This window comes from Streptomyces sp. NPDC127106, assembly GCF_042677605.1.
GTDB lineage: Bacteria > Actinomycetota > Actinomycetes > Streptomycetales > Streptomycetaceae > Streptomyces.
On sequence record NZ_JBHXTC010000003.1, the window covers coordinates 87,978 to 111,944 of the forward strand.

22 protein-coding genes are annotated in these 23,967 nt (G+C 74.5%); 6 read left to right on the forward strand and 16 right to left on the reverse strand.

Annotation, left to right across the window (positions count from 1 at the left end):
* Positions 1 to 126: 126 nt before the first annotated feature.
* Entirely contained in the window at positions 127 to 528 is a 402-nt protein-coding gene (locus tag ACFVGY_RS04935) for a RidA family protein (protein WP_385671091.1), read from the reverse strand.
* Complete coding sequence (locus ACFVGY_RS04940) at positions 525 to 1,676, reverse strand: acyl-CoA dehydrogenase family protein (protein ID WP_385671094.1); 1,152 nt, start codon at positions 1,674 to 1,676, stop codon at positions 525 to 527. The genes ACFVGY_RS04935 and ACFVGY_RS04940 overlap by 4 nt, the downstream gene beginning before the upstream one ends.
* 171 nt (positions 1,677 to 1,847) lie before the next feature.
* Here ACFVGY_RS04940 and ACFVGY_RS04945 point away from each other — a divergent pair, with 171 nt between their 5' ends.
* The 4 genes from ACFVGY_RS04945 to ACFVGY_RS04960 all read left to right on the forward strand — a co-directional run bounded on the left by ACFVGY_RS04945 (position 1,848) and on the right by ACFVGY_RS04960 (position 5,776).
* Positions 1,848 to 3,458, forward strand: coding sequence for an AMP-binding protein (locus ACFVGY_RS04945; RefSeq protein WP_385671559.1), 1,611 nt, complete (start codon positions 1,848 to 1,850; stop codon positions 3,456 to 3,458).
* Positions 3,459 to 3,462: 4 nt separating this feature from the next.
* Positions 3,463 to 4,269, forward strand: a complete 807-nt coding sequence (locus ACFVGY_RS04950) for a PaaX family transcriptional regulator C-terminal domain-containing protein (protein WP_385671097.1) — start codon at positions 3,463 to 3,465, stop codon at positions 4,267 to 4,269.
* Positions 4,270 to 4,296: 27 nt separating this feature from the next.
* Positions 4,297 to 4,851, forward strand: coding sequence for a hypothetical protein (locus ACFVGY_RS04955; protein WP_385671100.1), 555 nt, complete (start codon positions 4,297 to 4,299; stop codon positions 4,849 to 4,851).
* Between the two features lie 85 nt (positions 4,852 to 4,936).
* Entirely contained in the window at positions 4,937 to 5,776 is an 840-nt protein-coding gene (locus ACFVGY_RS04960) for a GNAT family N-acetyltransferase (RefSeq protein WP_385671103.1), read from the forward strand.
* 70 nt (positions 5,777 to 5,846) lie between these two features.
* Here the strand turns inward: ACFVGY_RS04960 and ACFVGY_RS04965 are convergent, their stop codons facing one another.
* The 9 genes from ACFVGY_RS04965 to ACFVGY_RS05005 form a co-directional block, all read right to left on the reverse strand.
* Positions 5,847 to 8,117, reverse strand: a complete 2,271-nt coding sequence (locus ACFVGY_RS04965; protein WP_385671106.1) for a bifunctional salicylyl-CoA 5-hydroxylase/oxidoreductase — start codon at positions 8,115 to 8,117, stop codon at positions 5,847 to 5,849.
* Between the two features lie 4 nt (positions 8,118 to 8,121).
* Positions 8,122 to 8,949, reverse strand: a complete 828-nt coding sequence (locus ACFVGY_RS04970) for an enoyl-CoA hydratase family protein (protein WP_385671109.1) — start codon at positions 8,947 to 8,949, stop codon at positions 8,122 to 8,124.
* Between the two features lie 110 nt (positions 8,950 to 9,059).
* On the reverse strand, positions 9,060 to 10,058 hold the full coding sequence (gene argF / locus ACFVGY_RS04975) for an ornithine carbamoyltransferase (protein WP_385671112.1): 999 nt from the start codon (positions 10,056 to 10,058) through the stop codon (positions 9,060 to 9,062).
* A 141-nt stretch (positions 10,059 to 10,199) separates the two neighbouring features.
* Positions 10,200 to 11,426: an arginine deiminase gene (locus ACFVGY_RS04980; protein ID WP_385671115.1), complete on the reverse strand. Its 1,227-nt coding sequence runs from the start codon at positions 11,424 to 11,426 to the stop codon at positions 10,200 to 10,202.
* Between the two features lie 81 nt (positions 11,427 to 11,507).
* Entirely contained in the window at positions 11,508 to 11,972 is a 465-nt protein-coding gene (locus ACFVGY_RS04985) for a hypothetical protein (protein ID WP_385671118.1), read from the reverse strand.
* Between the two features lie 294 nt (positions 11,973 to 12,266).
* Positions 12,267 to 14,858, reverse strand: a complete 2,592-nt coding sequence (locus tag ACFVGY_RS04990) for a polynucleotide kinase-phosphatase (protein WP_385671120.1) — start codon at positions 14,856 to 14,858, stop codon at positions 12,267 to 12,269.
* Positions 14,855 to 16,387: a 3' terminal RNA ribose 2'-O-methyltransferase Hen1 gene (locus tag ACFVGY_RS04995; protein ID WP_385671122.1), complete on the reverse strand. Its 1,533-nt coding sequence runs from the start codon at positions 16,385 to 16,387 to the stop codon at positions 14,855 to 14,857. Before ACFVGY_RS04995 ends, ACFVGY_RS04990 begins: the two co-directional genes overlap by 4 nt.
* 38 nt (positions 16,388 to 16,425) lie before the next feature.
* Positions 16,426 to 17,442 carry a homocysteine S-methyltransferase gene (gene mmuM, locus ACFVGY_RS05000; protein WP_385671124.1) on the reverse strand — a complete coding sequence of 339 codons (1,017 nt, stop codon included), beginning with the start codon at positions 17,440 to 17,442 and terminating at the stop codon, positions 16,426 to 16,428.
* Between the two features lie 15 nt (positions 17,443 to 17,457).
* Positions 17,458 to 18,381 carry an LLM class F420-dependent oxidoreductase gene (locus ACFVGY_RS05005; RefSeq protein WP_385671126.1) on the reverse strand — a complete coding sequence of 308 codons (924 nt, stop codon included), beginning with the start codon at positions 18,379 to 18,381 and terminating at the stop codon, positions 17,458 to 17,460.
* Positions 18,382 to 18,584: 203 nt separating this feature from the next.
* Here ACFVGY_RS05005 and ACFVGY_RS05010 point away from each other — a divergent pair, with 203 nt between their 5' ends.
* Positions 18,585 to 18,818: a hypothetical protein gene (locus tag ACFVGY_RS05010; protein ID WP_385671129.1), complete on the forward strand. Its 234-nt coding sequence runs from the start codon at positions 18,585 to 18,587 to the stop codon at positions 18,816 to 18,818.
* Between the two features lie 94 nt (positions 18,819 to 18,912).
* Here ACFVGY_RS05010 and ACFVGY_RS05015 read toward each other — a convergent pair whose 3' ends face one another.
* The 4 genes from ACFVGY_RS05015 to ACFVGY_RS05030 form a co-directional block, all read right to left on the reverse strand.
* On the reverse strand, positions 18,913 to 19,398 hold the full coding sequence (locus tag ACFVGY_RS05015; RefSeq protein ID WP_385671131.1) for a DUF6099 family protein: 486 nt from the start codon (positions 19,396 to 19,398) through the stop codon (positions 18,913 to 18,915).
* A 123-nt stretch (positions 19,399 to 19,521) separates the two neighbouring features.
* Complete coding sequence (locus ACFVGY_RS05020) at positions 19,522 to 19,914, reverse strand: nucleotide pyrophosphohydrolase (protein WP_385671134.1); 393 nt, start codon at positions 19,912 to 19,914, stop codon at positions 19,522 to 19,524.
* On the reverse strand, positions 19,911 to 21,233 hold the full coding sequence (locus ACFVGY_RS05025; RefSeq protein ID WP_385671562.1) for an ATP-binding protein: 1,323 nt from the start codon (positions 21,231 to 21,233) through the stop codon (positions 19,911 to 19,913). The genes ACFVGY_RS05020 and ACFVGY_RS05025 overlap by 4 nt, the downstream gene beginning before the upstream one ends.
* A 130-nt stretch (positions 21,234 to 21,363) precedes the next feature.
* Positions 21,364 to 21,759 carry a cell division protein SepF gene (locus ACFVGY_RS05030; RefSeq protein ID WP_179176422.1) on the reverse strand — a complete coding sequence of 132 codons (396 nt, stop codon included), beginning with the start codon at positions 21,757 to 21,759 and terminating at the stop codon, positions 21,364 to 21,366.
* Between the two features lie 163 nt (positions 21,760 to 21,922).
* Between ACFVGY_RS05030 and ACFVGY_RS05035 the strand changes: the two genes are divergently transcribed.
* Positions 21,923 to 22,600, forward strand: coding sequence for a DUF2470 domain-containing protein (locus ACFVGY_RS05035; protein ID WP_385671137.1), 678 nt, complete (start codon positions 21,923 to 21,925; stop codon positions 22,598 to 22,600).
* A 25-nt stretch (positions 22,601 to 22,625) separates the two neighbouring features.
* Here ACFVGY_RS05035 and ACFVGY_RS05040 read toward each other — a convergent pair whose 3' ends face one another.
* Entirely contained in the window at positions 22,626 to 23,966 is a 1,341-nt protein-coding gene (locus ACFVGY_RS05040) for an LLM class flavin-dependent oxidoreductase (RefSeq protein WP_385671140.1), read from the reverse strand.
* Between the last annotated feature and the right edge of the window lies 1 nt (position 23,967).

Sequence of the window (23,967 nt, forward strand, 5' to 3'; positions counted from 1 at the left end):
ACGAATGCTGACCCAAAGGTCATTTCCAGCCTCCCTCGTACCCTGCCCGGTGTCAAAGGCGGAGGCCGGATCCCGCTCGCGAACTGGGTCTTCTCGCCATGCGGAAAGGGTTTTCGGCGGTTCGACCTACGCATCGAGGACGGCGATGCCGTCCAGTTCGACCAGCGCGTCCTCGTCCCAGAGGCGGACGATGCCGACCACCGCCATGGCCGGGTAGTCGCGGCCCGCCAACCGGCGCCAGATGCGCCCCAGTTCGCGGGCGTGGGTGCGGTACGCGGCCACGTCCACGGCGTAGACCGTGACCCGTACCAGGTCCGCGGGGTTGCCGCCGGCCGCGGCGAGGGCCGTCAGCAGACCGGTCAGGGCGCGCTCGAACTGCTCGGGCAGGGTCGCCCCGACCACCTTGCCCTCGGTGTCCAGTGCGGTCTGCCCGGCCAGGAAGACCAGCCGGGATCCGGCCGCGGCCACCGCGTGGGAGAAGCCCGCCGGCGGGGAGAGCTCCGCCGGGTTGATGCGCTCCGGGCTCACCGGTACAGCTCCCGCGCGATGATCGTGCGTTGGACCTCGCTCGCGCCCTCGTAGATGCGGGGTGCCCGGACCTCCCGGTAGAGGTGCTCCAGCAGGTGGCCGCGTTGCAGGGCGACCGCCCCGTGCAGCTGGACCGCGTGGTCGACGACGTACTGGGCGGTCTCCGTCGCCAGCAGCTTCGCCATCGCTGAGCGGCGCGGGACGTCCGGGGCCCCGGCGTCGTACGCACCCGCCGCCGCGTACACCAGCAGCCGGGCGGCCTCGGTCCGGGTGGCCATCTCGGCCACCCGGTGCGCCACGGCCTGCAGGTCGCCCAGCACCCCGCCGAAGGCGGACCGCCGCGCCGTGTGCGCCAGCGTCGCGTCCAGCGCGGCCCGCGCCATGCCGACCGCGAAGGCCCCCACGCTGGGCCGGAACAGGTTCAGCGTGGCCATCGCCACGGCGAAGCCCCGGCCGGGCTCGCCCAGCAGGTCCCCGGGGCCGACGGGGACCCCGTCGAAGGTCAGCTTGCCGATCGGGTGCGGGGACAGCATGTCCAGGGGTTCGCCGGTCAGGCCGGGCCGGTCGGCGGGGACCAGGAAAGCGGTGACCCCCTTGGCACCGGGCGCCTCACCCGTTCGGGCGAACACGGTGTAGAAGTCCGCCTCGGGGGCGTTGGAGATCCAGCACTTCTCCCCGCTGAGCCGCCAGCCCCGCCCGGACCCGGTACCGAACCCGGTACCGGACCCGCCGCGCGGCCGCTCGGCCTCGGCCGCCAGGGCCAGCGCCGCCGCGTCCGAGCCCGCCCCCGGCTCGCTCAGCGCGAAGGCCGCCACGGCGCGCCCGGCCCGCACCGGCGGCAGCCAACGCTGCCGCTGCTCCTCGGTGCCCGAGCGGAGCACGGGATGCGCGCCGAGCCCCTGGAGGGCGAGGGCCGTCTCCGCCTCCGTGCAGCCGTAGGCGAGCGACTCGCGCAGCAGACACAGCTCCAGGGCCCCGGCGTCGAAGACCCGCTCCAGCAGGCCGAGCTCCCCCAGCTCCGCGAGCAGGGGCCGGTTGACCCTCCCCGGCTCCCCCTTGTCGGCGAGCGGCCGCAGCCGGGCCGCCGACAGCGCGCGCAACCGCCCGCACCACTCCTCTTGTTCTGCTCCGAGCGCGAATCCGTTCATGCGGACATCCCCGGTTCTATCGCGTCCTGTTGACTGCCGTCACCATCACGATACGCTCCTGGCAGTGTCTCCCGGCGGCAGCCGGGAGAGCCCGCACGGCCGGCTCCACCCACCTCGGTCCCCCGCCGGGGGCCGCTGCCGTCGCAAGGGGGCGAACCCGCCTTGGAGCTCATGCCTTCCGCCCACGCCGACACCTTCGCGCGTGACCACCTGCCGCCGCCCCACGCCTGGCCGCGGCTGCTCTTCGAGTTGCCCGAGCTGGCCTACCCGGACCGGCTCAACTGCGGGGCCGAGCTCCTCGACGCCACCATCGACCGGTTCGGGCCGGACCGTCCGGCCTTCCGCACCGGCACCGGCGAGGTCTGGTCGTACGGGGAGCTGCGCGACCGGGTCGACCGGATCGCCCACGTGCTCACCGCCGACCTGGGCGTGGTCCCCGGCAACCGGGTGCTGCTGCGCGGGCCCACCGGACCCTGGCTCGCCGCCTGCTGGCTCGCCGTGCTGAAGGCGGGCGCGGTCGCCGTCACCGTCCTGGCGCAGCAGCGGGCGCACGAGCTGGCCACCGTCTGCGCGATGGCCCGGGTCCGGCACGCGCTGTGCCACGCGGACGCACTGGACGACCTGGCCAGGGCCGGGGTGCCGGACCTGCGGATCACCCCGTACGGCGGCAAGGACCCCCAGGACCTGCTGCGGCTCACGGAGCGGCACGGGGAGCCGTTCCCCGCCGTGCGGACCTCCGCCGACGACGTGGCCCTCATCGCCTTCACCTCCGGCACCACCGGCCACCCCAAGGGCTGCATGCACTTCCACCGCGACCTGCTCGCCGTCGCCGACACCTTCTCCCGCACCGTGCTGCGCCCCCGCCCCGACGACGTCTTCGCGGGCAGCCCGCCGCTCGGCTTCACCTTCGGCCTCGGCGGCCTGGTCGTCTTCCCGCTGCGCGCCGGGGCCTCGGCACTGCTGCTGGAGCAGGCCGGCCCGCGCACCCTGCTGCCCGCGCTGGCCGAGCACCGGGTCACGGTCCTGTTCACCGCCCCCACCGCCTACCGGGCGATGCTCGACACCCTGGGCCCGTACGACGCCGACGCCCCCGACCTGTCGGCGCTGCGCCGCTGCGTCTCGGCGGGCGAGAACCTGCCAGCGGCCACCTGGCACGCCTGGTACGAGCGCACCGGGCTGCGGATCATCAACGGGATCGGCGCCACCGAGCTGCTGCACATCTTCATCTCCGCCGCCGACGACGACATCCGCCCGGGCACCACGGGCCGGGTGGTGCCCGGCTGGCAGGCCCGAATCGTGGACGGCTCCGGGCGGCCCGTCGCGGACGACGAGCCGGGGCTGCTCGCCGTGCGCGGCCCCGTGGGCTGCCGGTACCTGGCCGATCCGCGCCAGGAGGAGTACGTACGGGACGGCTGGAACCTGACCGGCGACACCTACGTACGGGATGCGGAGGGCTACTTCCGCTACGTCTCCCGCGCCGACGACATGATCGTCTCGGCGGGGTACAACATCGCGGGCCCGGAGGTGGAGGAAGCGCTGATGCGCCACCCGGACGTGGCGGAGGCCGCGGTGGTGGGCCGCCCGGACGAGCGACGCGGGCAGATCGTGGTCGCGTACACGGTGCCCCGCCAGGGCGCCACCCTGTCGGAGGACGTCCTGCGGGCCTTCATGCGGGCGGAGCTGGCCCCGCACAAGTGCCCCCGGGCGTTCGTCTTCCTGTCCTCGCTGCCGCGGACGGCGACGGGCAAACTGCAGCGGTTCCGGCTGCGCGATCTACAGTGAACTCGTGGCCGAGCAGCACACCCCGCGATCCCTGATCGTCACCTTCTACGGCGCCTACGGGCGGTCCTTCGAGGGCCCGGTGCCGGTGTCCGCGCTGGTCCGCCTGCTGGGCGCGGCCGGAGTGGACGCCCCGTCGGTGCGCTCGTCGGTGTCCCGGCTGAAGCGGCGCGGCTTCCTGCTGCCCGCTCGGGCGGCGGACGGCGCCGCCGGGTACGAGCTGTCGGCGGAGGCCCGGCAGCTGCTGGACGACGGCGACCGGCGGATCTACGGCGACCGCGTCACCCGCGGCACGGGCGAATGGCTGGTCGCGGTGTTCTCCGTGCCCGAGCAGGAACGGGCCAAGCGGCACCTGCTCCGCTCCCGGCTGTCCCGGCTCGGCTTCGGCTCCGTCGCCCCGGGGGTGTGGATCGCACCGGCCCACCTGTACGAGGAGACCGGGCACACCCTGGACCGGCTGCACCTGACGGGATACGTCGAGCTGTTCCGCGGCGAGCACCTCGGCTTCGCCGCGACCGCCGAGGCGGTGGCCCGCTGGTGGGACCTGACGGCCCTGGCCAAGGAGCACGAGGCGTTCCTCGACCGGCACGAGCCGGTGCTGCGAGCCCTCCAGCAGGGCGGCTCCCCCACCCCGGAGGAGGCCTACCGCGAGTACCTGCTCGCCCTGGACAGCTGGCGCCGGCTCCCGTACGCGGACCCGGGGCTGCCGCACGACCTGCTGCCGTCCGACTGGCCGGGTGACCGGGCCGCGGCGGTCTTCGCCGAGCTGCACTCGCGGCTGCGGGACGCGGGGGCCAGGTTCGTGGAACCCTGACGGTCGGCGCGGGCGTCAGCACGGGATGTGACCAGAAACGATCTTCCGCCGAACGCTCCGTCCGCTGCGCCACAGTCCCACCCGCCACAGGCCCGCCTGCCGCAGGCCCGCCTGCCGCAGGCCCGCCCGCCGCAGGCCCTACCGCCCGGATTCGGGCCGCCGGTCCCCCCGCCGCCCCTGCTCCCGCCCGCCGCGGCGGCGGCACGGGCCGGGAAGCGGACGCGCATCCTGACCGCGGCCGCCGTGGCGCTGGTCGGCGCCGGCGCCGGCTACCTCGCGCACGCACTGGCCGCCCACGCCCGCGCCTACTGCGACGCGGGCTGGGAGGCGGGCGGCAGGTTCGAGCTGTTCGTCGAGATGGTGGGCCTCGTCCCGGGGTGTGCGGTGCTCGCGGTGCTGGTCTGGCTGCTCGCCCGGCTGGTGCACCCGACGGTGGGTGCGGCGGCCGTGCCGCTGGTCCTGGCGGTGGTGGTCGTCTGGTACTTCGCCACCCAGGGCACCCTGGACGGGTACCCCGGGGACTCGGGGCTGTGCGGGCCGGACAACGTGCCGCCGTGGTGGCCCGGCTGGCTGCCCTCCTGACCGATCCCGGCCCCGCCCGCGGGGGCCGCGCCCGCGGGGGCGGAATACGGGTGCGGGGCGGCTGGGGGCAGCGCCATCATGAGCCATGACCTGGACCTTCACGCACGACCTGGCGGCCTGGCGGGCCGCGGCGGGCCCGGCCGTGGCCGCCGACCCGGTGTCCAACACCCTGCTGCTGACGGTGGCCGGGGGGCTGCACCGCCGGGGCCCGCACGCCTACTCCGAGCACGACCCGGTGTTCGGCTGGTGGACCGGCGCGGACGGTGCCGTGGCCGGCGGGCTGCTGTGGACGCCGCCGTACCCGCTGGTGCTCGGCCCCGTACCGGACGAGGCGGTGGCGGCCCTCGGTGCGGCGCTGCACCGGGAGCCGCTGCTGAGCGGCATCGGCGGGTTCAACGCGCGGCTCGCCCACGGGGAGCGGCTGGCGGCGGCCTGGGGGCGGCCGGTCGCCGAGCCGGAGGTGATGCGGCTGTACCGGCTCGGGGACCTGGCGGACCCGGACCCCGCGCCGGCCGGGCGGGCCAGGCCGGCGGGCGAGGCGGACCTGCCGCTGGTGCGGGAGTGGTTCACGGCGTTCGCGCACGAGATCGGCGACCCGGAGCCCACCGACGGGGCGGTGCGGGACCGGGTCGCCGGGAACGGCGTGCTGCTGTGGGAGGACGGCACGGGCCGGCCGGTGGCGCTGGCCGCGTTCAGCCCGGCGGAGGGCGGGGCCTCCCGGATCGGCCCGGTGTACACGCCCCCGCGGGAGCGGCGCCGGGGCTACGCGGCGGGGGTGACGCACGCCGCGGTGGGGGCGGCCCGCGCGGCCGGGGCGGCGGAGGTGCTGCTCTTCGCGGACACGGCGAACCCGACGAGCACGGGCGTGTACCTGAGGCTGGGCTTCCGGCCGGTGGAGGACCGGGCCGTGGTGCTGCCGCGGTGAGCACGCCGGACGCCTCGGACGCCCCGGAGGCTGCGGCGCCGGTGGCCCCGGCCCCGCCGGCTCCCGCGGCTCAGCCCTTGCCGGTCGGGGGTTTGCGGCTGCCGGCCCGGTAAGGGGCCGGCCAGGGCGCGGCCGGGCCCCGGTACTCCTGGTCGGCGGCCGCGTGCAGGGTCCAGTGCGGGTCGTACAGGTGGGGGCGGCCGATCGCGCACAGGTCGGCGCGGCCGGCCAGCAGCAGGGAGTTGACGTCGTCCCAGGAGGAGATGGCGCCGACGGCGATCACGGGGACGCCGAGCGCGTTGCGGATCCGGTCGGCGTACGGGGTCTGGTACGAGCGCCCGAACTCGGGGGCCTCGTCGGCGACGACCTGGCCGGTGGACACGTCGATGGCGTCGGCGCCGTGGGCGGCGAAGGCGGCGGCGATGGTGACGGCGTCCTCGGCCGTGGTGCCGCCCGGCGCCCAGTCGGTGGCGGAGAAGCGGACCGTCATGGGCCGGTCCTCGGGCCAGGCCTCGCGGACGGCGTCGAAGACCTCCAGCGGGAACCGGAGCCGGTTCTCCAGCGGGCCGCCGTAGGCGTCGTCGCGGTGGTTGGTCAGCGGGGACAGGAACCCCGACAGCAGGTAGCCGTGCGCGCAGTGCAGTTCGAGGAGGTCGAAGCCGCAGTCGGCGGCCCGGGCGGCGGCCGCGGCGAACTCGCCGCGGATCGCGGTGAGGTCGCCCCGGGTCAGTGCGCGCGGCACGGGCGAGACGCCGGGCCGGTACGGCAGCGCGGAGGCGGCCACCACCGGCCAGTTGCCCTCCGGGAGGGGGTCGTCCATGCCCTCCCACATGAGTCGGGTGGAGCCCTTGCGGCCCGAGTGGCCGAGCTGGACGCCGAAGGCCGTGCCGGGTGCCGAGCCGTGCACGAAGTCGACGATCCGTTTCCAGGCGGCGGCCTGCCCGGCGGTCCACAGGCCGGTGCAGCCGGGGGTGATCCGGCCCTCGGGGGACACGCAGACCATCTCGGTCATCACCAGGCCGGCCCCGCCGAGGGCCCGGGCGCCCAGGTGGACGAGGTGGAAGTCCCCGGGGGTGCCGTCCCCGTCGGGGGCCGAGTACATGTCCATCGGGGAGACCACGACCCGGTTGCGGAGGGTCAGGCCGCGCAGCCGCAGCGGGGTGAACATGGGCGGGGTCGCCTCGTCGGGGCAGCCGAAGTCGCGTTCCACGGCGCGGGTGAACCGCTCGTCGCGCAGCCGCAGGTTGCCGTGGGTCACCCGGCGGCTGCGGGTGAGCAGGTTGAAGGCGAACTGCCGGTCGGGCTGGCCGACGTAGCCGGCGAGTTCCTCGAACCAGCGCATGCTGGCGGCGGCCGCCCGTTGGGTGGAGGCGACCGCGGGCCGCCGCTCGGCCTCGTACGCAGCCAGGGCGGCGGGGACCTCGTCCTCGGCGGCCACGGCCCCGGCCAGGGCGAGGGCGTCCTCGACGGCGAGTTTGGTGCCGGAGCCGATGGAGAAGTGCGCGGTGTGCGCGGCGTCGCCGAGCAGCACCACGTTGCCGTGGGACCAGTGCTCGTTGACGACGGTGCGGAACGCGGTCCAGGCGGAGCGGTTGCCGTGCAGCGGGCGGCCGCGCAGGGCCTCGCCGAAGAGCTTGGCGCAGCGGGACGCGGACTCGGCCTCGTCGCACAGGTCGAAGCCGGCGGCCCGCCAGACCTCCTCCCGCATCTCGACGATCACCGTGGAGGCGTCCGCCGAGAACGGGTAGGCGTGCAGTTGCATGATTCCGTGCGCGGTCTGGGCGATCTCGAAGCGGAACGCGTCGAAGGCGAAGTCGGCGGCCAGCCAGATGTACCGGCAGCGCCCGCTCGTCACGGTCGGCCGGAAGTGTGCGGCCCCGCTCTGCCGGGTCGGGCTGTGCACCCCGTCGGCGGCGACGACCAGGTCGTACGAGGCCGCCAGCGCCTCGGCGGGCGGCGCCGGGGTGCGGAAGCGGAGGGTGACGCCGAGGGCGGTGCAGCGCTCGTGCAGGATCTGCAGGAGCCGGCGCCGGCCGAGGGCGGCGAAGCCGTGGCCGCCGGAGGTCAGCATCCGGCCGCGGTGGACGATGTCGATGTCGTCCCAGCGGACGAACTCGGCGCTCAGGGCGGCGTGGACGACGGCGTCGGCCCGTTCGATACCGCCGAGGGTCTCGTCGGACAGCACCACGCCGAAGCCGAAGGTCCGGTCGGGGGCGCTGCGCTCCCACACGTCCACGCCGTGGCCCTGCCGGGCCAGCAGCGCGGCGGCGTACAGTCCGCCCGGTCCCCCGCCGACCACCGCGACCCGGAGCGGGCCCGTACCGCGCTGCGCGAGGGGCACGGCGCTACCTGCCCTTCCACTCCGGCGGCCGCTTCTGGGTGAAGGCGGCGTGGAACTCGGCGTAGTCCTGCCCGTTCATCAGCAGGGCTTGGGTGTTGGCGTCGAGTTCGACCGCCGCGGCCAGCGGCATGTCGAGCTCGGCGGTGAGCAGTGCCTTGGTCTGGGCGTAGGCGAGGGCGGGGCCGGCGGCGAGGCGGGCGGCGAGTTCGGCGGCCCGCGCGTCGGCCTTGCCCTCCTCGGTGAGCTCGCTGAGCAGGCCGATGCGCTCGGCCTCCGCGGCGTGGACGGGCTCGCCGAGCATGAGCAGCCGGGTGGCGTGGCCGAGGCCGACGACGCGGGGCAGCAGGTAGGCGGCGCCCATGTCGCCGCCGGAGAGGCCGACGCGGGTGAAGAGGAACGCGAAGCGTGCGCTGGGGTCGGCGATGCGGAAGTCGGCGGCGAGGGCGAGGACCGCGCCGGCGCCGGCGGCGACCCCGTGCACGGCGGCGATGACCGGGAAGGGGCATTCCCGGACGGCGCGTACGACCTGGCCGGTCATCCGGTTGAAGTCGAGGAGCTGGGCGGTGTCCATGGCGAGGGTGGCGCCGATGATCTCGTCGACGTCGCCGCCGGAGCAGAAGCCGCGCCCTTCTCCGCCGAGGACGAGGGCGCGCACGGACCGCTCCCGGGAGAGTTCGGCGAGGAGGTCGCGGAGGTCGGCGTAGGAGCCGAAGGTGAGGGCGTTGAGCTTCTCGGGGCGGTCGAGGGTGACGGTGGCCACGCCGTCCTGCCGGGTCACCCGCAGGTGGCGCCACCGCTGGGTTGCCGGGGCGGAACCGATGAAGGGGCTCACGGCAACGACGGTATCACTGCATCCTGACTTCCGTCACAGAAGCGCGATATCCGGGTGAGGGTGCGCGGGCCCGGCCGGGCAGCCGGCGGGACCCCCGGCCGGACTCCCGGTCAGGCGAGGGTCGCGACGAGGATCGCCTTGATGGTGTGCAGCCGGTTCTCGGCCTCGTCGAACACGACGGAGTGCGCGGACTCGAACACCTCGTCCGTGACCTCCAGCGAGTCCAGCCCGTGCCGCGCGTGGATCTCGCGGCCGACCGCGGTGCCCAGGTCGTGGAAGGCCGGCAGGCAGTGCAGGAACTTCACGTCCGGGTTGTCGGTGGCGCGCAGCACGTCCATCGTGACGGCGTACGGGGCCAGGGCGGCGATCCGCTCGTCCCAGACGTCCTTGGGCTCGCCCATGGAGACCCAGACGTCGGTGGCGACGAAGTCGGCCTGGCCGACGCCCTCGGCCACCTCCTCGGTCAGCGTGATCCGGGCTCCGCTGCCGGCGGCGAGCTCGCGGGCGCGGGCGACGACGTCCTCGGCCGGCCAGTAGGCCTTGGGCGCGACGATGCGCACGTCCATGCCCAGCAGGGCGCCGGTGACGAGGTAGGAGTTGCCCATGTTGAAGCGGGCGTCGCCGAGGTAGGCGAAGGTGATGCGGTCCAGCGGCTTGGCGCAGTGCTCGGTCATGGTGAGGACGTCGGCCAGCATCTGGGTGGGGTGCCAGTCGTCGGTGAGGCCGTTGTAGACGGGCACGCCGGAGTGCTCGGCGAGCGCCTCGACGGCCGCTTGGCTGTCGCCGCGGTACTGGATCGCGTCGAACATCCGGCCCAGTACGCGGGCGGTGTCCTCGACCGACTCCTTGTGGCCGATCTGGGAACCGGCGGGATCGAGGTAGGTGGTGTGGGCGCCCTGGTCGGCGGCGGCGACCTCGAACGCGCAGCGGGTGCGCGTCGAGGTCTTCTCGAAGACCAGCGCGACGTTCCGGCCCGTGAGGCGCCGCTGCTCGGTCCCCGCCTTCTTGGCCGCCTTCAGCTCGGCGGCCAGCGCGACCAGGCCGCGGAACTCGGCGGCGGTGAAGTCGAGCTCCTTGAGGAAACTGCGGCCGACGAGGTCGGTGGCCATGGCGGCACTCCAGGGTCGCGTGACGGGGAATGCTGGAAGTCTATACGACAGTCCGCATTGATATACAGCCCCTGTTTTCCCCGCCCCCGCCCATCGTGCCTTGTCAGACGCCTCCTGGCGCACCATCGGCGGCTGGACGGGTCATACGGGATCCCGTTCCACCGGGCAGCTCATGCACCGGGGACCGCCCCGCCCGCGCCCCAGTTCGCTGCCCGGGATCTCGATGACCTCGATGCCCTCCTTGCGCAGGTGTGTGTTGGTCGTCACGTTCCGCTCGTACGCCACGACCACCCCCGGCTCCACCGCCAGCACGTTGCAGCCGTCGTCCCACTGCTCGCGCTCCGCCGAGTGGACGTCCTGCCGGGCGGTCAGCACCCGGATCGAGTCCAGCCCGAGCGCAGCGGCGATGGCCCGGTGCATGTGCTCCGGCGGGTGGTCGCTCACCTTCAGGTCGTGCGCGCCGGCGCCCGGCTCGATGGTGTACGAGCGCAGCATGCCCAGGCCCGCGTACTGGATGAACGTATCTCCGTCGACCATCGTCATCACGGTGTCCAGGTGCATCAGCGCCCGGCGCTTGGGCATGTCGAGCGCCACGATGGCGGTCGCCGACCCGGCGGCGAACAGGCCGCGGGCGAGCATCTCCACCGCCTGCGGGGTGGTCCGCTCGCTCATCCCGATCAGGACGGCGCCGTTGCCGATGACGAGCACGTCCCCGCCCTCGATGGTCGAGGGGTAGTCCGCCTGCCCCTGCGACCAGAAGTGGAAGGCGCCCGAGGCGGTGAACAGCGGGTGGTGCCGGTAGATCGCCTCGAAGTGCACGGTCTCGCGCTGCCGGGCCGGCCAGCGCATCGCGTTGATCGACACCCCGTCGTAGATCCAGGCCGACGTGTCCCTGGTGAACAGGTGGTTGGGGAGCGGCCCCAGCAGGAAGTCGTCCAGTTCCATCGCATGGAAGCGGACCGAGACCGGCTCCGCATGCCGCTCCAGGTACTCGCGCTTGGTCATGCCGCCGACCAGCGCCTCGGCCAGGTCGGCCGACGACAGCCCGTCGAACACGGCCCGCAGGTGGTCGGTGGCGAGCGGCCCGTACTCCTTCTCGTCGAACACCCGGTCGAGGACGAGGTGTCTGGCCTCGGGGATGTCCAGGGCCTCGCTCAGCAGGTCGCCGAAGAGGTGCACCTCCACGCCCCGGTCCCGCAGCACGTCGGCGAATCCGTCGTGCTCCTGGCGGGCCCGGCGCACCCACAGCACGTCGTCGAAGAGCAGTGCGTCCTTGTTGCTCGGTGTGAGCCGCTTCAGCTCCAGGTCGGGTCGGTGGAGGATGACGCGGCGAAGCCGTCCGGCCTCGGAGTCGACATGGAATCCCATGGCGTACACGTTCGCAGACCGGACGGCTTTTTGACGTGGCGTTGGCTCAGGAGGCCCGGGCGGACCACGGGTCGCTCCGGTTCAGCGCAGACCGAGCAGCGCCGTCGGCGCCCCGACCAGTTCCGGGCCGGTCAGGCCCAGCTTGGGGAGGGTCGCGTTCGGGATGCCGTGGTTGCTGCCGTCGGGCATCGTGAGCGGTGCGCCGAGGACCACGCCGGGGGTCCGGGCTTCCAGGTCGGTGGCCGGGGCCTCCAGCGTGCCCTCGCCGTCGGTCTTCGGGTCGCCGAGCAGGTTCGGTACGGGCGTGCTGACCAGGGTGCGGCCGAGGTCGGCGCCGACCGGCAGGGCCGGCAGGACCGGGGTCGGCAGCAGGTCGCCCTTGTGGTGGCGGATCTCCGGGGCACCGACGACGGGCAGCGGCACTCCGGTGCCCAGGCGCGGGGTGTCCACGCCCAGCGTGGTCTTCACCGCGTCCAGCGGGACCTCGACCGGCACCGCGTCGGCCGCTGCCGGGCCGGCCGCGCCGGCGGCGGCGATACAGGTCATGAGCGCCGCAATGCTTCCGCGCGCGGTCATCTTCATAAGGGCTGTTCCGTCCTTCCAGGGTCGCGGACGTTCCGCTGCCCTGGATGAACGATCCCGCCCGCGGTTTCCCCGGCGTTCCCCGGGAAAGTTCCCCCATACGACCTAATTCGGGGCCGTGCCGCGTCATGGGATTTACGTGCCCGGCACACCCGGCCGCGCGGGCCGCACCCCGGTCACGCCCGGTCACGCCCGGTCACGCCCGGTCACGCCCGGCCGCGCCCGCACGGTGGCGGGAGCGGCCGGGCCGGTCGGGCGTCACAGCCGGGGGTCGACCGGCTCCGACTCCAGGGCCAGCACCGCGAAGACCGCCTCGTGGACCCGCCACAGCGGCTCGCCGGCCGCCAGCCGGTCCAGGGCCTCCAGCCCGAGCGCGTACTCGCGCAGCGCGAGCGACCGCTTGTGGCCCAGGTGCCGCTCCCGCAGCCGCTCCAGCTGCTCCGGACGCGTGTACTCCGGACCGTAGATGATCCGCAGGTACTCCCGGCCGCGCACCTTGATGCCCGGCTGGACCAGGCGCCCCTTGCCGTCCCGGGCGTACGCCTGGAGCGGCTTGACGACCATGCCCTCGCCGCCGGCGGCCGTGAGCTCCAGCCACCAGTCGGTGCCCGCCCGTACGGAGTCCGGGTCGGCGGTGTCGACCAGGATCCGGCCGGTGCGGCGCAACAGCCCCGTGCCGGCGGCCTCGTCGGCGGCGACGAGCCGGTCCAGCCAGAACAGCTGCTCGTCGTGCGGCACGGTGGCCAGCGACCGCCCGGCCGCGGCCAGCAGCTGGAACGGCGCGAACCGTACGCCGTCCAGCCCGTCGGTGGTCCAGCAGTAGCGGCGGTAGGCGTCGGTGAACCGGGCCGCGTCCGCCGCCCGCTCCTGCTGGCGCTCCAGCAGCCCGCCGGTGTCCACGCCCCGCTCACGGGCCGCGGCCAGGGCGGCGATCGCATCGGGGAAGACGCCGCGGGAGGCCGCGCCGACGGCGGCGTACTGGTTGCGCAGCAGCCCGGCGGACTTCAGCGACCAGGGCAGCAGCTCCCCGTCGAGCAGCAGCCAGTCCGTGTCCAGCTCCTCCCACAGGCCCGCGTCGGTGACGGCCGACCGGATCCGGGCCAGGACCTGCTCGGTGACCTCCGGGTCCGGGAAGAAGGGCCGGCCGGTACGGGTGTAGACGGAGCCGGTGGCGGAGCCGACGGCGGCGAACCGCTCCCGGGCCGCGTCCGCGTCCCGGCACACCAGGACGGTGGCGCGGGAGCCCATGTGCTTCTCCTCGCAGACGACCTGGGCGATGCCGTCGGCCCGGTACTGGGCGAAGGCCTCCGCCGGGTGTTCCAGGTGGTGGCCGTCCTTCGAGGTCGCCGTGGGCGCCATCGTCGGCGGCAGGTACGGCACCAGCCGGGGGTCCACCGCGAAGCGGCTCATGACCTCCAGGGCGGCCGCCGCGTTCTCCTCGCGCACGGCCACGTTGCCCAGGTGCCGGGTCTCCACGGTGCGCCGCCCGTGCACGTCGGCCAGGTCGAGCGGGCGGCCCTCACGGCCCCCGGGGGCCTCGGCGGCGAGCGGCTTGACCGGCTCGTACCAGACCTTCTCCGCCGGTACGTCGACCAGTTCCCGCTCCGGCCAGCGCAGGGCGGTCATCCTGCCGCCGAAGACCGCGCCGGTGTCGAGGCAGATGGTGTTGTTGATCCAGGAGGTGTCCGGGACCGGGGTGTGGCCGTAGACCACGGCCGCCTTGCCCCGGTACTCCTCGGCCCACGGGTAGCGCACCGGCAGGCCGAACTCGTCGGTCTCGCCGGTGGTCTCCCCGTACAGGGCGTGCGCGCGGACCCGGCCGGAGGTCCGGCCGTGGTACTTCTCGGGCAGGCCGGCGTGGCAGACCACCAGCCGGCCGCCGTCGAGGAGGTAGTGGCTGACCAGGCCGGCGATGAACGCGCGGACCTCCTGCACGAACTCCTCGGGCTCGCGGCCGAGCTGCTCGACGGTCTCGGCGAGGCCGTGGGTCAGCTGGACCTTGGAGCCCTTGAGGTAGCGGCCGAGCTTGTTCTCGTGGTTGCCCGGCACGCACAGCGCGTTGCCGGAGCGGACCATGCCCATCACGCGGCGCAGGACGCCGGGGCTGTCCGGGCCGCGGTCGACCAGGTCGCCGACGAACACGGCGGTGCGGCCCTCGGGGTGGGCGCCGTCCTCGTAGCCGAGCGTGGCGAGCAGGGTCTCCAGCTCGGAGGAGCAGCCGTGGACGTCGCCGATGATGTCGAAGGGCCCGGTGAGGTGCGTGAGGTCGTTGAAGCGCTTCTCGAGGACGACCTCGGCGTTCTCGACCTCCTCGACGGAGCGCAGGACGTGCACCTTGCGGAAGCCCTCGCGCTCCAGGCCGCGCAGCGAGCGGCGCAGCTCGCGGCGGTGCCGCTGGATGACGTGGCGGGGCAGGTGGGCCCGGTCGGGGCGGGCGGCGTTGCGCTCGGCGCAGACCTGCTCGGGCAGGTCGAGGACGATGGCGATGGGCAGTACGTCGTGCTCGCGGGCGAGCCGCACCAACTGCCGGCGGGCCTCCTGCTGGACGCTGGTGGCGTCGATCACGGTGAGGCGACCGGCGGCCAGGCGCTTGCCGGCGACGTAGTGCAGGACGTCGAAGGCGTCCTTGCTGGCGCTCTGGTCGTTCTCGTCGTCGCTGACGAGCCCGCGGCAGTGGTCGGAGGAGATGACCTCGGTGGGCTTGAAGTGCCGGCGGGCGAAGGTGGACTTGCCCGATCCGGTGGCGCCGATCAGGACGACGAGGGACAGGTCGGTGACGGGGAGCACGCGGCGGTCGGTGCTGGCGGTGGCGGAACCGGTGGTTCCGGTGCCGGTGGCTTCGGTGGTCATGCCGCCTCTCCCTCCTTCGGGGTGTCGGTGGTGCGGGTGGTGTCGGCGGTGTCGGTCGTGCGGGTCGTGCGGGTGGTGTCGGCGGTGTCGGCGGCCCGGGTGAAGACGGCCATCTGGGTAGGCGGGCCGACCTCGGGATCGTCCTCGCCTACGGGCGTGAACTGCACGGTGTACCCGTGACTCCCGGCGACGGCCGCGGCCCAGTCCCGGAACTCGGCGCGGGTCCACTCGAAGCGGTGGTCCGCGTGCCGGAACCGCCCGGCGGGCAGGGTCTCCCAGCGGACGTTGTACTCCGCGTTGGGCGTGGTCACGAGGACCGTGCGGGGACGGGCCGCGCCGAACACCGCGTACTCCAGGGCGGGCAGCCTCGGCGGGTCCAGGTGCTCGACGACCTCGCTGAGCACGGCCGCGTCGTAGCCGGCCAGCCGCTTGTCGGTGTACGCGAGCGAACCCTGCAGCAGCCGTACGCGCCCGCTCTGCTTCTCCCCCATCCGGTCCAGCCGCAGCCGCCGGGCCGCGGTGCCCAGGGCCCGTACGGACACGTCGACACCGGTGATCTCGGTGAACGACACGTCCCGCAGCAGCTCCTGCACCAGCTGACCCTGGCCGCAGCCCAGGTCGAGGACCCGGGCGGCGCCGGCGGCGCGCAGCGCGGCGACGATCGCCTCGCGGCGCCGCACGGCCAGCGGCACGGGCCGCTCGGCGGTGTCGGTGTCCTCGTCGACGGCGTTGTCCAGGTCCTCGGCCTCGCTGCCGTCCGCCTCGGCGAGGCGGGCCAGCTCCAGACGCTCCAGGGCGTCCCGGGTCAGCCGCTTCTGCCGGGCCAGGTAGCGGGAGGTGATCAGGCCGTGCTCGGGATGCCCGGCGAGCCAGCCGTCACCGGCCCTCAGCAGCTTGTCCACCTCGTCGGGGGCGACCCAGTAGTGCTTGGCGTCGTCGAGCACGGGCAGCAGGACGTACAGCTGGCGCAGTGCGTCGGTGAGCCGCAGCTCGCCCTCCAGGACCAGCCGTACGTAGCGGGAGTCCCCCCACTCGGGGAACTGCTCGTCCAGCGGCAGCGGCTCGGGCCGTACGAGGTCCCAGCCGAGCGGGTCGAACAGCCGGTGCACCAGGTCCGCCCCGCCGCGGGCGGGCAGCGCCGGAATCTCGATGCGCAGCGGACGGACCTGCTCGACGAGGTCCGGACGGGCGGTGCAGCGGCCGTTCAGCGCGCTGCCGAACACCGCGCGCAGGGCGACGGCGAGCAGCGAGGAGGCGGCGTACGGGCGGTCGTTGACGTACTGCGCCAGCGCCGCGTCGGGTGCCCCGCCCCGGCCCTTGCCCTGCCCGCGGCGCACGAGCGCGACGGGGTCCACTTCCAGCAGCAGGGCCGCCGTGCAGCGCTCGGGCGCGGCCTCGGGGTAGAAGACGTGGGCCGTGCCGTGGGACGTGGCGAACGCCTGCGCCTTGCCGGGATGCTTGTGCAGCAGAAAGCCCAGGTCGGTGGCGGGTCGTTCAGGGATACCGGTGGTGGAGATCGTCAGGAACACACGACCGATTCTTGCCCGTCACCCGCTTCCGCTGCTCGCTATTTTCCGGCACCGCCGCCGGCCCCCGCGGTTCCTCCGCTTCCCCCGACTCCCCCGACTCCCCCGACTCCTCGGGCTCCTCCGGCTCCTCCGGCTCCTCCGGCTCGCCCGGCCTCGGCGGCCTCGGCGGCCAGCCGGGCGATGCGGGCCGGGCCGATGCGGCAGCAGCCGCCGATGAGGCGGGCCCCGGCGCGCCGCCAGGCGGCCGTGGGCCAGGGGGCGGGGGCGGCCGGGCGGGCCCAGGTGCCGGTGGCCGCGTCCCAGACGGAGCCGTCGTTGGGGTAGGCCAGGAGCGGCAGGTCCGTGACGGCGGCGGCGGCCTCCAGCGCGGGCAGCACGTCCTGCGGATCGCAGCAGTTGACGCCGGTCGCGATGACCTGCGGGGAGGCCGCGGCGAGGGCGAAGGCCTCGGCCAGGGGGTCGCCGGCGCGGGTCCGCCCGGCGGCGACGGTGTAGCCGATCCAGGCGGGGGCGCCCGTCTCGGCGAGGACGGTGACCACCGCTTCCGCCTCGGCCGCGTCGGGAATCGTCTCCACCGCCAGCAGGTCGGGGCCGGCCGCCAGCAGGGCCTCGATGCGCGGACGGTGGAAGGCGGCGAGCTCGCGCACGGTCAGCCCGTACCGGCCGCGGTACTCGGAGCCGTCCGCGAGGACCGCCCCGTACGGGCCGACGGAGGCGGCGACCCACACCTCGTGGTCGGCGGCCTCCGCGGCCCGGGCCGCCAGGGTGACGCTGCGCCGCAGGAGGGCGGTGGTCTCCGCACGGTCGTGGCCGCGGGCGGCGAAGGCCCCGTACCCCACCTGGTAGCTGGCGGTGATCAGCACCTCGGCGCCGGCCCGCGCGTACGCGGCGTGGGCGGCCCCGACCTGGCCGGGTGCCTCGGCGAGCACCCGGCCCGTCCAGAGGCCGCCGGAGAGGTCGCAGCCCTGGTCGGCGAGCTGGTTGCTCAGACCGCCGTCCAGGACGACGGTCCTGCGGGACAGGGCTTCGGCGAGCGGGCCGGACGCGCGGGGCATCGTGCCGCACCTGCCTCAGCGGAGCTGGGACAGCACCTGGGCCGAGATCAGCTCCAGGTGGTCCAGGTCGTCGAGGTCGAGCAGCTGGAGGTAGACGCGGGAGGAGCCGATGGCCTCGTAGGTGCCGATCTTGTGGACGACCTCGGCGGGCGAGCCGGCCAGGCCGTTCGCCTTGAGCTCGTCGACGTCGCGGCCGATGGCGGCGGCCCGGCGGGCGACCTCGGCGTCGTCCCGGCCCACGCAGACCACCAGGGCGTTGGAGTAGACGAGGTCGTCGGGCTTGCGCCCGGCCGCCTCCGCGGCCCTGCGCACCCGGTCGAACTGCCGCTCGCTGTCCGCGATCGAGGCGAAGGGCATATTGAACTCGTCGGCGTAGCGGGCGGCGAGGCGCGGGGTGCGCTTGGCGCCGTGGCCGCCGATGAGGACGGGCACCTTGGCCTGGGCGGGCTTGGGCAGCGCCGGGGAGTTCTCCACCCGGTAGTGGGTGCCCGTGAAGTCGAACACGGCCCCCGGGTCGGTGGCCCACAGGCCGGTGACGATGGCGAGCTGCTCCTCCAGGCGTGCCATCCGCTCCGCGGGGAAGGGGATCCCGTACGCCTTGTGCTCCTCCTCGAACCAGCCCGCGCCCAAGCCGAGTTCGACGCGGCCGCCGGACATCTGGTCGACCTGGGCGACCTGGATGGCGAGCACGCCCGGCAGCCGGAAGGTGCCGGCCGTCATCAGCGTGCCCAGCCGGATCCGGCGCGTCTCCCGCGCCAGGCCGGCCAAGGTGATCCAGGCGTCGGTGGGCCCGGGCAGCCCGTCGGCCGACCCCATCTTCAGGTAGTGATCGGACCGGAAGAACGCCTCGAAGCCGAGGTCCTCGGTGGCCTTCGCGACGGTCAGGAGGGTGTCGTAGCTCGCGCCCTGCTGGGGCTCGGTGAAGATACGCAGATCCATGCCCTCCATCCTGCCCCCATCCCACCCCTGCCGAGTGAATCCGGGTCAACCGGACGGCCCGCGCCCGGCCCGGCCAGTGACCGGCCCGGACCGAGATCGTTGGCACGTCCGGAGCCGGACCGCCCGGCCCGCGCGCCGGCGGCGCCCGCCGGTGCGTACACCGCCCCTTCCGCCCCGGAAGGGCCAGGGCCGAGGAGGCCGCCATGTCCTACGAGTCCGCGCCCGATCACGCGCGCCGGGAGCCCGGCGGGGCCGCCGCGGACGACGCGCCGAAGGGCCTGCTCCAGCAGATGGAGGAGCTGATGGCGGCCCTGAACGCCGACCTGTCGCAGCTCGACGCCGAGCTCCAGTCCTCCGCGGACCGCGCCCCCGGCGCGCCGTCAGCCGCGGCCCCCGGCACCCCGGAGGGCGACCGCCGCTCGTACCGCCCGTTCTGACCGCTCCCCGTCCGGCAGCCCGCCCGGGCCGCCGGGCCGTCGGACGACCCCGCCGCCGGACGAACCCGCCGCCGGGCTGCCGCTCTTCCGCCGGTCAGACCGCGCCCGTGGTCGAGCCCCGCTCGCGGACCATCAGCAGGCGCAGGATCGCCCGTACCCGGTCGCTCGACTCGTCGGCCGCGTCGATGGACTCTATGCACTGCCAGTACAGGCTCTCGTCGTCCGTCGCGCAGGCCACGCCGACCAGGGCTATCCCCACCTCGCCCAGCAGCTCCTGGAGTCCGAGCAGTGCCTGCCGGACATCGGCCACCCCGCTGAGCTGCGCCGCTCTCGGCGGGTGGTCGGGCCCGCGACCCTCACCGCGCAGGGCGGCTCTGTCGAACACCCCGCAGCCTCTGCCTCCCGCTTCGCCCAGTCCCCGCGCCTCCGATCTCAGCTCCCGCGGTCCGGTGACCGCGAGCCAGTTCCCCATGCCCTGGGCCAGTGCCTGGGCCTGCCAGGCCTCGCCCACGATGTCCAGTGCCGCCCCGCTCCGCGCCAGCGCGTGCCGGCCGGCCGCGATGAGCCGTACCGCATCCATATGCCGTCCCCCGTCCGCACGACATCCGCCGTTCTCGCCACTACCCAGAGTGAGGGCAATGGGCCAGTAAAGCCAGGGGTATTCGGAAATCTCTGGACACAAACGTGGTTGTGAACAACCCGATCACTCCGAAGAGTGACGATTTGGTGTCGAGGTTCCCTCCACCGGGAAACGGAGCTCGTTCCTCTCGATCTTCGCGGCGAGCGCATCCAACACATCCACCCCCAGAACCTCACAGAATTGCAGCAGATACGCGAGCACGTCGGCCACCTCGTCGACCACGCGGTGTGCGGATTCCGGCTTCTCCATGACCTTCGCCGACTGTTCCGGCGTCAGCCACTGGAAGATTTCGACCAGTTCCGCCGCCTCCACACTCAGCGCTACGGCCAGGTTCTTCGGGGTGTGGTACGGCTCCCAGCCGCGCGCGGCGGCGAAGCCGGCCAGCCGCCGCTGGAGTTGGTGCAGCCGCTCCTCGGGACGGCCGTCGTCCGGCCGCCGCTCGCTCGTCTCGCTCATGGCCCCAGGTCTACCACCGCGACCCCGGACACCGGGCGGGCGGCCGCCGCGGTCCGGGGGCCCACGGCCGCGACGACGCGGACGTGACCGCGCGCGCAGGACAGCGCGGCCAGGCGCAGCAGCTCGGCGGCCTGCCGCGGGTCCAGGCAGCGGTCGAAGCCGTCGGCGAGGACGGTCAGCGCCTGCCGGGCGGAGAGGAGTTCGGCGGCCGGGTCCATGGCGAGCACCCCGGGCCCGGTCAGCAGGACCAGGGCCAGTGCGAGGAAGCGGAGTTCGCCCGAGCCGAGCCGGCCGAGCTCGGTGGCGGGCCGTCCGGGGCCGCGTTCCAGCAGGGCGGCGACGAGACCGCCGTCGACGGACCGGACGTCGAGGCCGTGCACCGGGCCGGCGCACGCCGTCCGGGCCGCGCCGGTCAGCAGTGCGTGGCGGGTGCCGCACTCGTGCCGGGTACGGCGCAACACGTCGGCCAGGTTGGCGCAGTCGCCCAGCAGCCGGCCCCCGCCCCGGGGGACGGGGGCGCGCATCCGCTCGGGCTGTGGATCGCAGGGGAACACCGAGCGCAGCGCCACCACGACCTGCTCGGCGGCGGCGAGGACCTCGCGCTGGCCGGGCGTGGCGCCGGCCACGCGGAGCGGTATCAGGGCGGTGCCGAGCCGGTCGTCGGGGAGCGGGGCCCGGGTGACCCCGGTGCTGCCGCCGGTGAGCCAGGCGGCCTGGACGGTGCGCCGGCCCGGGTCGCGCAGTGCGGTGGCGAGCAGGATCCGGCCGTCGATGGAGAGCCGCTCGCCGGCGATCCGCAGCTCCGGCTCGGCCTGTACGGCGAGGTCGAGGCGGACGGGTCCGAGGGGCCCGTCGACGGTGCAGCCGATGCGGAACCCGCGCCGTCCCTGCTCGTCGGGGCGGGCCCGATCGGGGATCCGGGAGCTCGGGTCGGGGAACGCCCGGTCCAGGGTGGCGCCGGACCCGAGCCGGGCCAGGGCTTCCAGGGCGGCCAGGGCCTGGGACTTCCCGCTCCCGCTGGGCCCGGCGAAGAGCGCGATGGGGCCGAGCGGAAAGACGGCTGCGCGGTGCGCGCCGAAGGCGGAGAGCCGCAGCTCGGTGACGGCCGGCCGAAGCTGCACGACGGGGTCCGCGACCGGGCCGCGGCCGACGGCGGCGGGGCCGGGATCGAGACCGGGACCGACGGCGTCCGCGACCGTGCCGTGCACCGCGGCGTCCGCGACCGTGCCGTGCACCGCGGCGTCCGCGACCGGGCCGTGCACCGCGGCGTCCGCGACCGGGCCGTCCGCCGGGGCCCGGGGCCGCGGGGGGACCGTCAGAGCGGGCCGGGGGCCCGGGAGGGCGGCGGCCCGGGCGTCCGCCGCGTCCGAGGTGGCGTCCATGCGCCGGACGGTACGGGCCCCCGGGCCCCCCGCGGGGTCGGTGAACCGTTCCGTCGCGGCGACCTTCCTACGATCGGGGGACGGCCGCGGCCGCGATCCCCTCGACCTCGGTCCCGACGGGCGCCAGCAGGAAGACGTTCCGGTCGACCCGGTGCATGCCGCTGCCCAGCCCGAAGACGACGCCGCTGCTGAAGTCCAGGATCCGCTTGGCCACTTCGGTGTCCGCACCGGTGAGGTCGAGCAGCACCGGGATCTGGGCGATCAGGTACTCGGCCACCTCCCGGGCGTCGGCGAAGACCTGGACCCGGATCACGACGAAGCGACGCTGTTCCGCCGCGGACGCCTTGGGGGTCGTGGGGATCGTGCGGTGGTCCACCCGCGAGGGCCACTCGTTGCGGCTGCGCAGGGGGACCACCTGTGCGAGCCCCTCCCACTGTTCGTCCGTGACGTCGTACCTGCTCACCGGACCGCCTCGACCGTGCGCTTCATGTGCATCCCCCCATCCTCTCGCGCTTCACCCGTTCAGCCCAACAACGACACGGAGTGGCGGGATCCGGGGTTCACCCCACACCCAGCATGAGTTAGGTTAGGCATACCTAAGTAGGCCGTGAGGGAGAGAGATGCGCATGTCCACCGACGCCGAGCGGGTCCGGTCGATCCTGGCCGCCGCCCACTCCATGACCGTGACCGTCGACGGCCTGGCCACCGAAGTCCGCCACCTCGACGGCACGGACCCCCTCGGCCGGCTCCACCTGCACCCCGTCGAGCCCGGCGGCCACGCCGAACACCGGCCCGCGATCCGGCTGGAGTTCACCGACATCGCCCCCACCCCCGTACGGGACCGGGTGCGCGCCCGCGTCACGCTCCTCGGCCGCCTCCTCACCCCGTACGCGGACACCGACCCCGACGCCTCCACCTGCATGGAGTTCGACCGGGCCGTCCTGGAGACCGGGGACGGGCAGCGCTCGTACGTCGGCCTGCACGAGCTGGAGGCGGCCTCCCCCGACCCGCTCGCGCCGTACGAGGCCGGCATGCTCACCCACCTCCTCGACGACCACGCCGAACTCGTCACCCTCCTCCTCCGCCTGGTCCGGCCCGCGCCCACCGCCGCCCTCGTGCGCGCGCTCCCGCTCGCCATGGACCGCTACGGAATCACCCTGCGCCTGGAGGAGGCCCGCGACCACCGCGACGTCACCCTGCCCTTCCCCTCGCCGCTGGACGACGTCGAGCAGTCCGGCGTACAGATCCAGGCCCTCTTCAGCGCGGCCCGCCGCCGCTCCCACCGCAACACCCTGCCCGCCTGACGGCCCCCCAGCCGGTCACGGGACGTCATCGGCGGGCCCCGGCGGTGTGGCGGTTGGCGGGACGCGGCAGCCCGTAGTTCTCGCGCAGCGTGCCGCCGGTGTACTCGGTGCGGAACAGCCCGCGCCGCTGCAGGATCGGCACGACGTGGTCGACGAAGTCGGTGAGCCCCGAGGGCAGGACCGGAGCCATGATGTTGAAGCCGTCGGCGGCTCCGCCGAGGAACCACTCCTGGAGCTGGTCGGCGATCTGCTCGGGCGTGCCGGCGTACACGCGGTGGCCGCGCCCGGCCCCGAGCCGGGCGATCAGCTCGCGCAGCGTCAGGCCTTCGCGGCGGGCGAGTTCGGCGACGAGCGTGAACCGGCTCTTGTTGCCGTTGATGTCCCGCTCCTCGGGGAGATCGGGCAGCGGGCCGTCCAGCGGCAGGCCGGTGAGGTCGGTGCCGAGCATCCCGGACAGCTGGGCGAGCCCGTACTCCGGCACCTGGAGCTCGGTGAGCTGCCGCTCCAGGGCCTTCGCCTCCGCTTCGGTGGAGCCGATGATCGGGGCGATGCCGGGGAGGACCAGCAGGTCGTCCTCGCTCCGCCCGTACCGGGCGAGCCGTGACGTGAGGTCCTTGTAGAAGGCCTGGCCGTCGGCGAGGGTCTGCTGGGCGGTGAACACTGCCTCGGCGTACTGCGCGGCGAACTCCTTGCCGTCCTCGGAGGAGCCGGCCTGCACGAGCAGCGGGTACCCCTGGGGGGAGCGGGGCACGTTCAGCGGGCCGGCGACCCCGAAGTGGGTGCCGCGGTGGGCGGCGGGGTGGAGCCTGTCGGTGTCGGCGTAGACGCCGCGCTCCCTGTCGAGGACGATCGCGTCGTCCTCCCAGCTGTCCCACAACTTGGTGGCCACGTCGAGGAACTCGCGGGCGCGCTCGTAGCGGAGCCCGTGTTCGAGGTGCTCTTCCCGCCCGAAGTTGCGGGCCTCGTCGACGGTGCCGGAGGTGACGATGTTCCAGCCGGCCCGGCCACCGCTGATGTGGTCGAGGGAGGCGAACTTCCGCGCCAGGTGGAAGGGCTCGTTGAAGGTGGTGGAGACGGTGGCGATCAGACCGACGTGCTCCGTGACGGCCGCGATCGCGGAGAGCAGCGTGAGCGGTTCGAAGCCGCCGAGGGCGTTGTACCGGGCCTTGCCCCACAGGGCGAGGCCGTCCGCGAAGAAGACGGAGTCGAGCTTGCCGCGTTCGGCGGTGCGGGCGAGCTCCTGGAAGTAGGCCGGGTCGGTCACCCGCTCGGGTGAGCTGTCAGGGTGCCGCCAGGCGGCGTCGTGGTGGCCGGCGTTCATCAGGAACGCGTTGAGGTGCAGGGTGCGGGGCGTCCGGGTGGGCATG

Coding starts and splice junctions, on each gene's coding strand:
- ACFVGY_RS04940 (WP_385671094.1), bottom strand. CDS start 1,676: ATGAACGGATTCGCGCTCGGAGCAGAACAAGAGGAGTGGTGCGGGCGG.
- ACFVGY_RS04945 (WP_385671559.1), top strand. CDS start 1,848: ATGCCTTCCGCCCACGCCGACACCTTCGCGCGTGACCACCTGCCGCCG.
- ACFVGY_RS04960 (WP_385671103.1), top strand. CDS start 4,937: ATGACCTGGACCTTCACGCACGACCTGGCGGCCTGGCGGGCCGCGGCG.
- argF (WP_385671112.1), bottom strand. CDS start 10,058: ATGGCCACCGACCTCGTCGGCCGCAGTTTCCTCAAGGAGCTCGACTTC.
- ACFVGY_RS04980 (WP_385671115.1), bottom strand. CDS start 11,426: ATGGGATTCCATGTCGACTCCGAGGCCGGACGGCTTCGCCGCGTCATC.
- ACFVGY_RS04985 (WP_385671118.1), bottom strand. CDS start 11,972: ATGACCTGTATCGCCGCCGCCGGCGCGGCCGGCCCGGCAGCGGCCGAC.
- ACFVGY_RS04990 (WP_385671120.1), bottom strand. CDS start 14,858: ATGACCACCGAAGCCACCGGCACCGGAACCACCGGTTCCGCCACCGCC.
- mmuM (WP_385671124.1), bottom strand. CDS start 17,442: ATGCCCCGCGCGTCCGGCCCGCTCGCCGAAGCCCTGTCCCGCAGGACC.
- ACFVGY_RS05005 (WP_385671126.1), bottom strand. CDS start 18,381: ATGGATCTGCGTATCTTCACCGAGCCCCAGCAGGGCGCGAGCTACGAC.
- ACFVGY_RS05010 (WP_385671129.1), top strand. CDS start 18,585: ATGTCCTACGAGTCCGCGCCCGATCACGCGCGCCGGGAGCCCGGCGGG.
- ACFVGY_RS05015 (WP_385671131.1), bottom strand. CDS start 19,398: ATGGATGCGGTACGGCTCATCGCGGCCGGCCGGCACGCGCTGGCGCGG.
- ACFVGY_RS05020 (WP_385671134.1), bottom strand. CDS start 19,914: ATGAGCGAGACGAGCGAGCGGCGGCCGGACGACGGCCGTCCCGAGGAG.
- ACFVGY_RS05035 (WP_385671137.1), top strand. CDS start 21,923: ATGTCCACCGACGCCGAGCGGGTCCGGTCGATCCTGGCCGCCGCCCAC.
- ACFVGY_RS05040 (WP_385671140.1), bottom strand. CDS start 23,966: ATGCCCACCCGGACGCCCCGCACCCTGCACCTCAACGCGTTCCTGATG.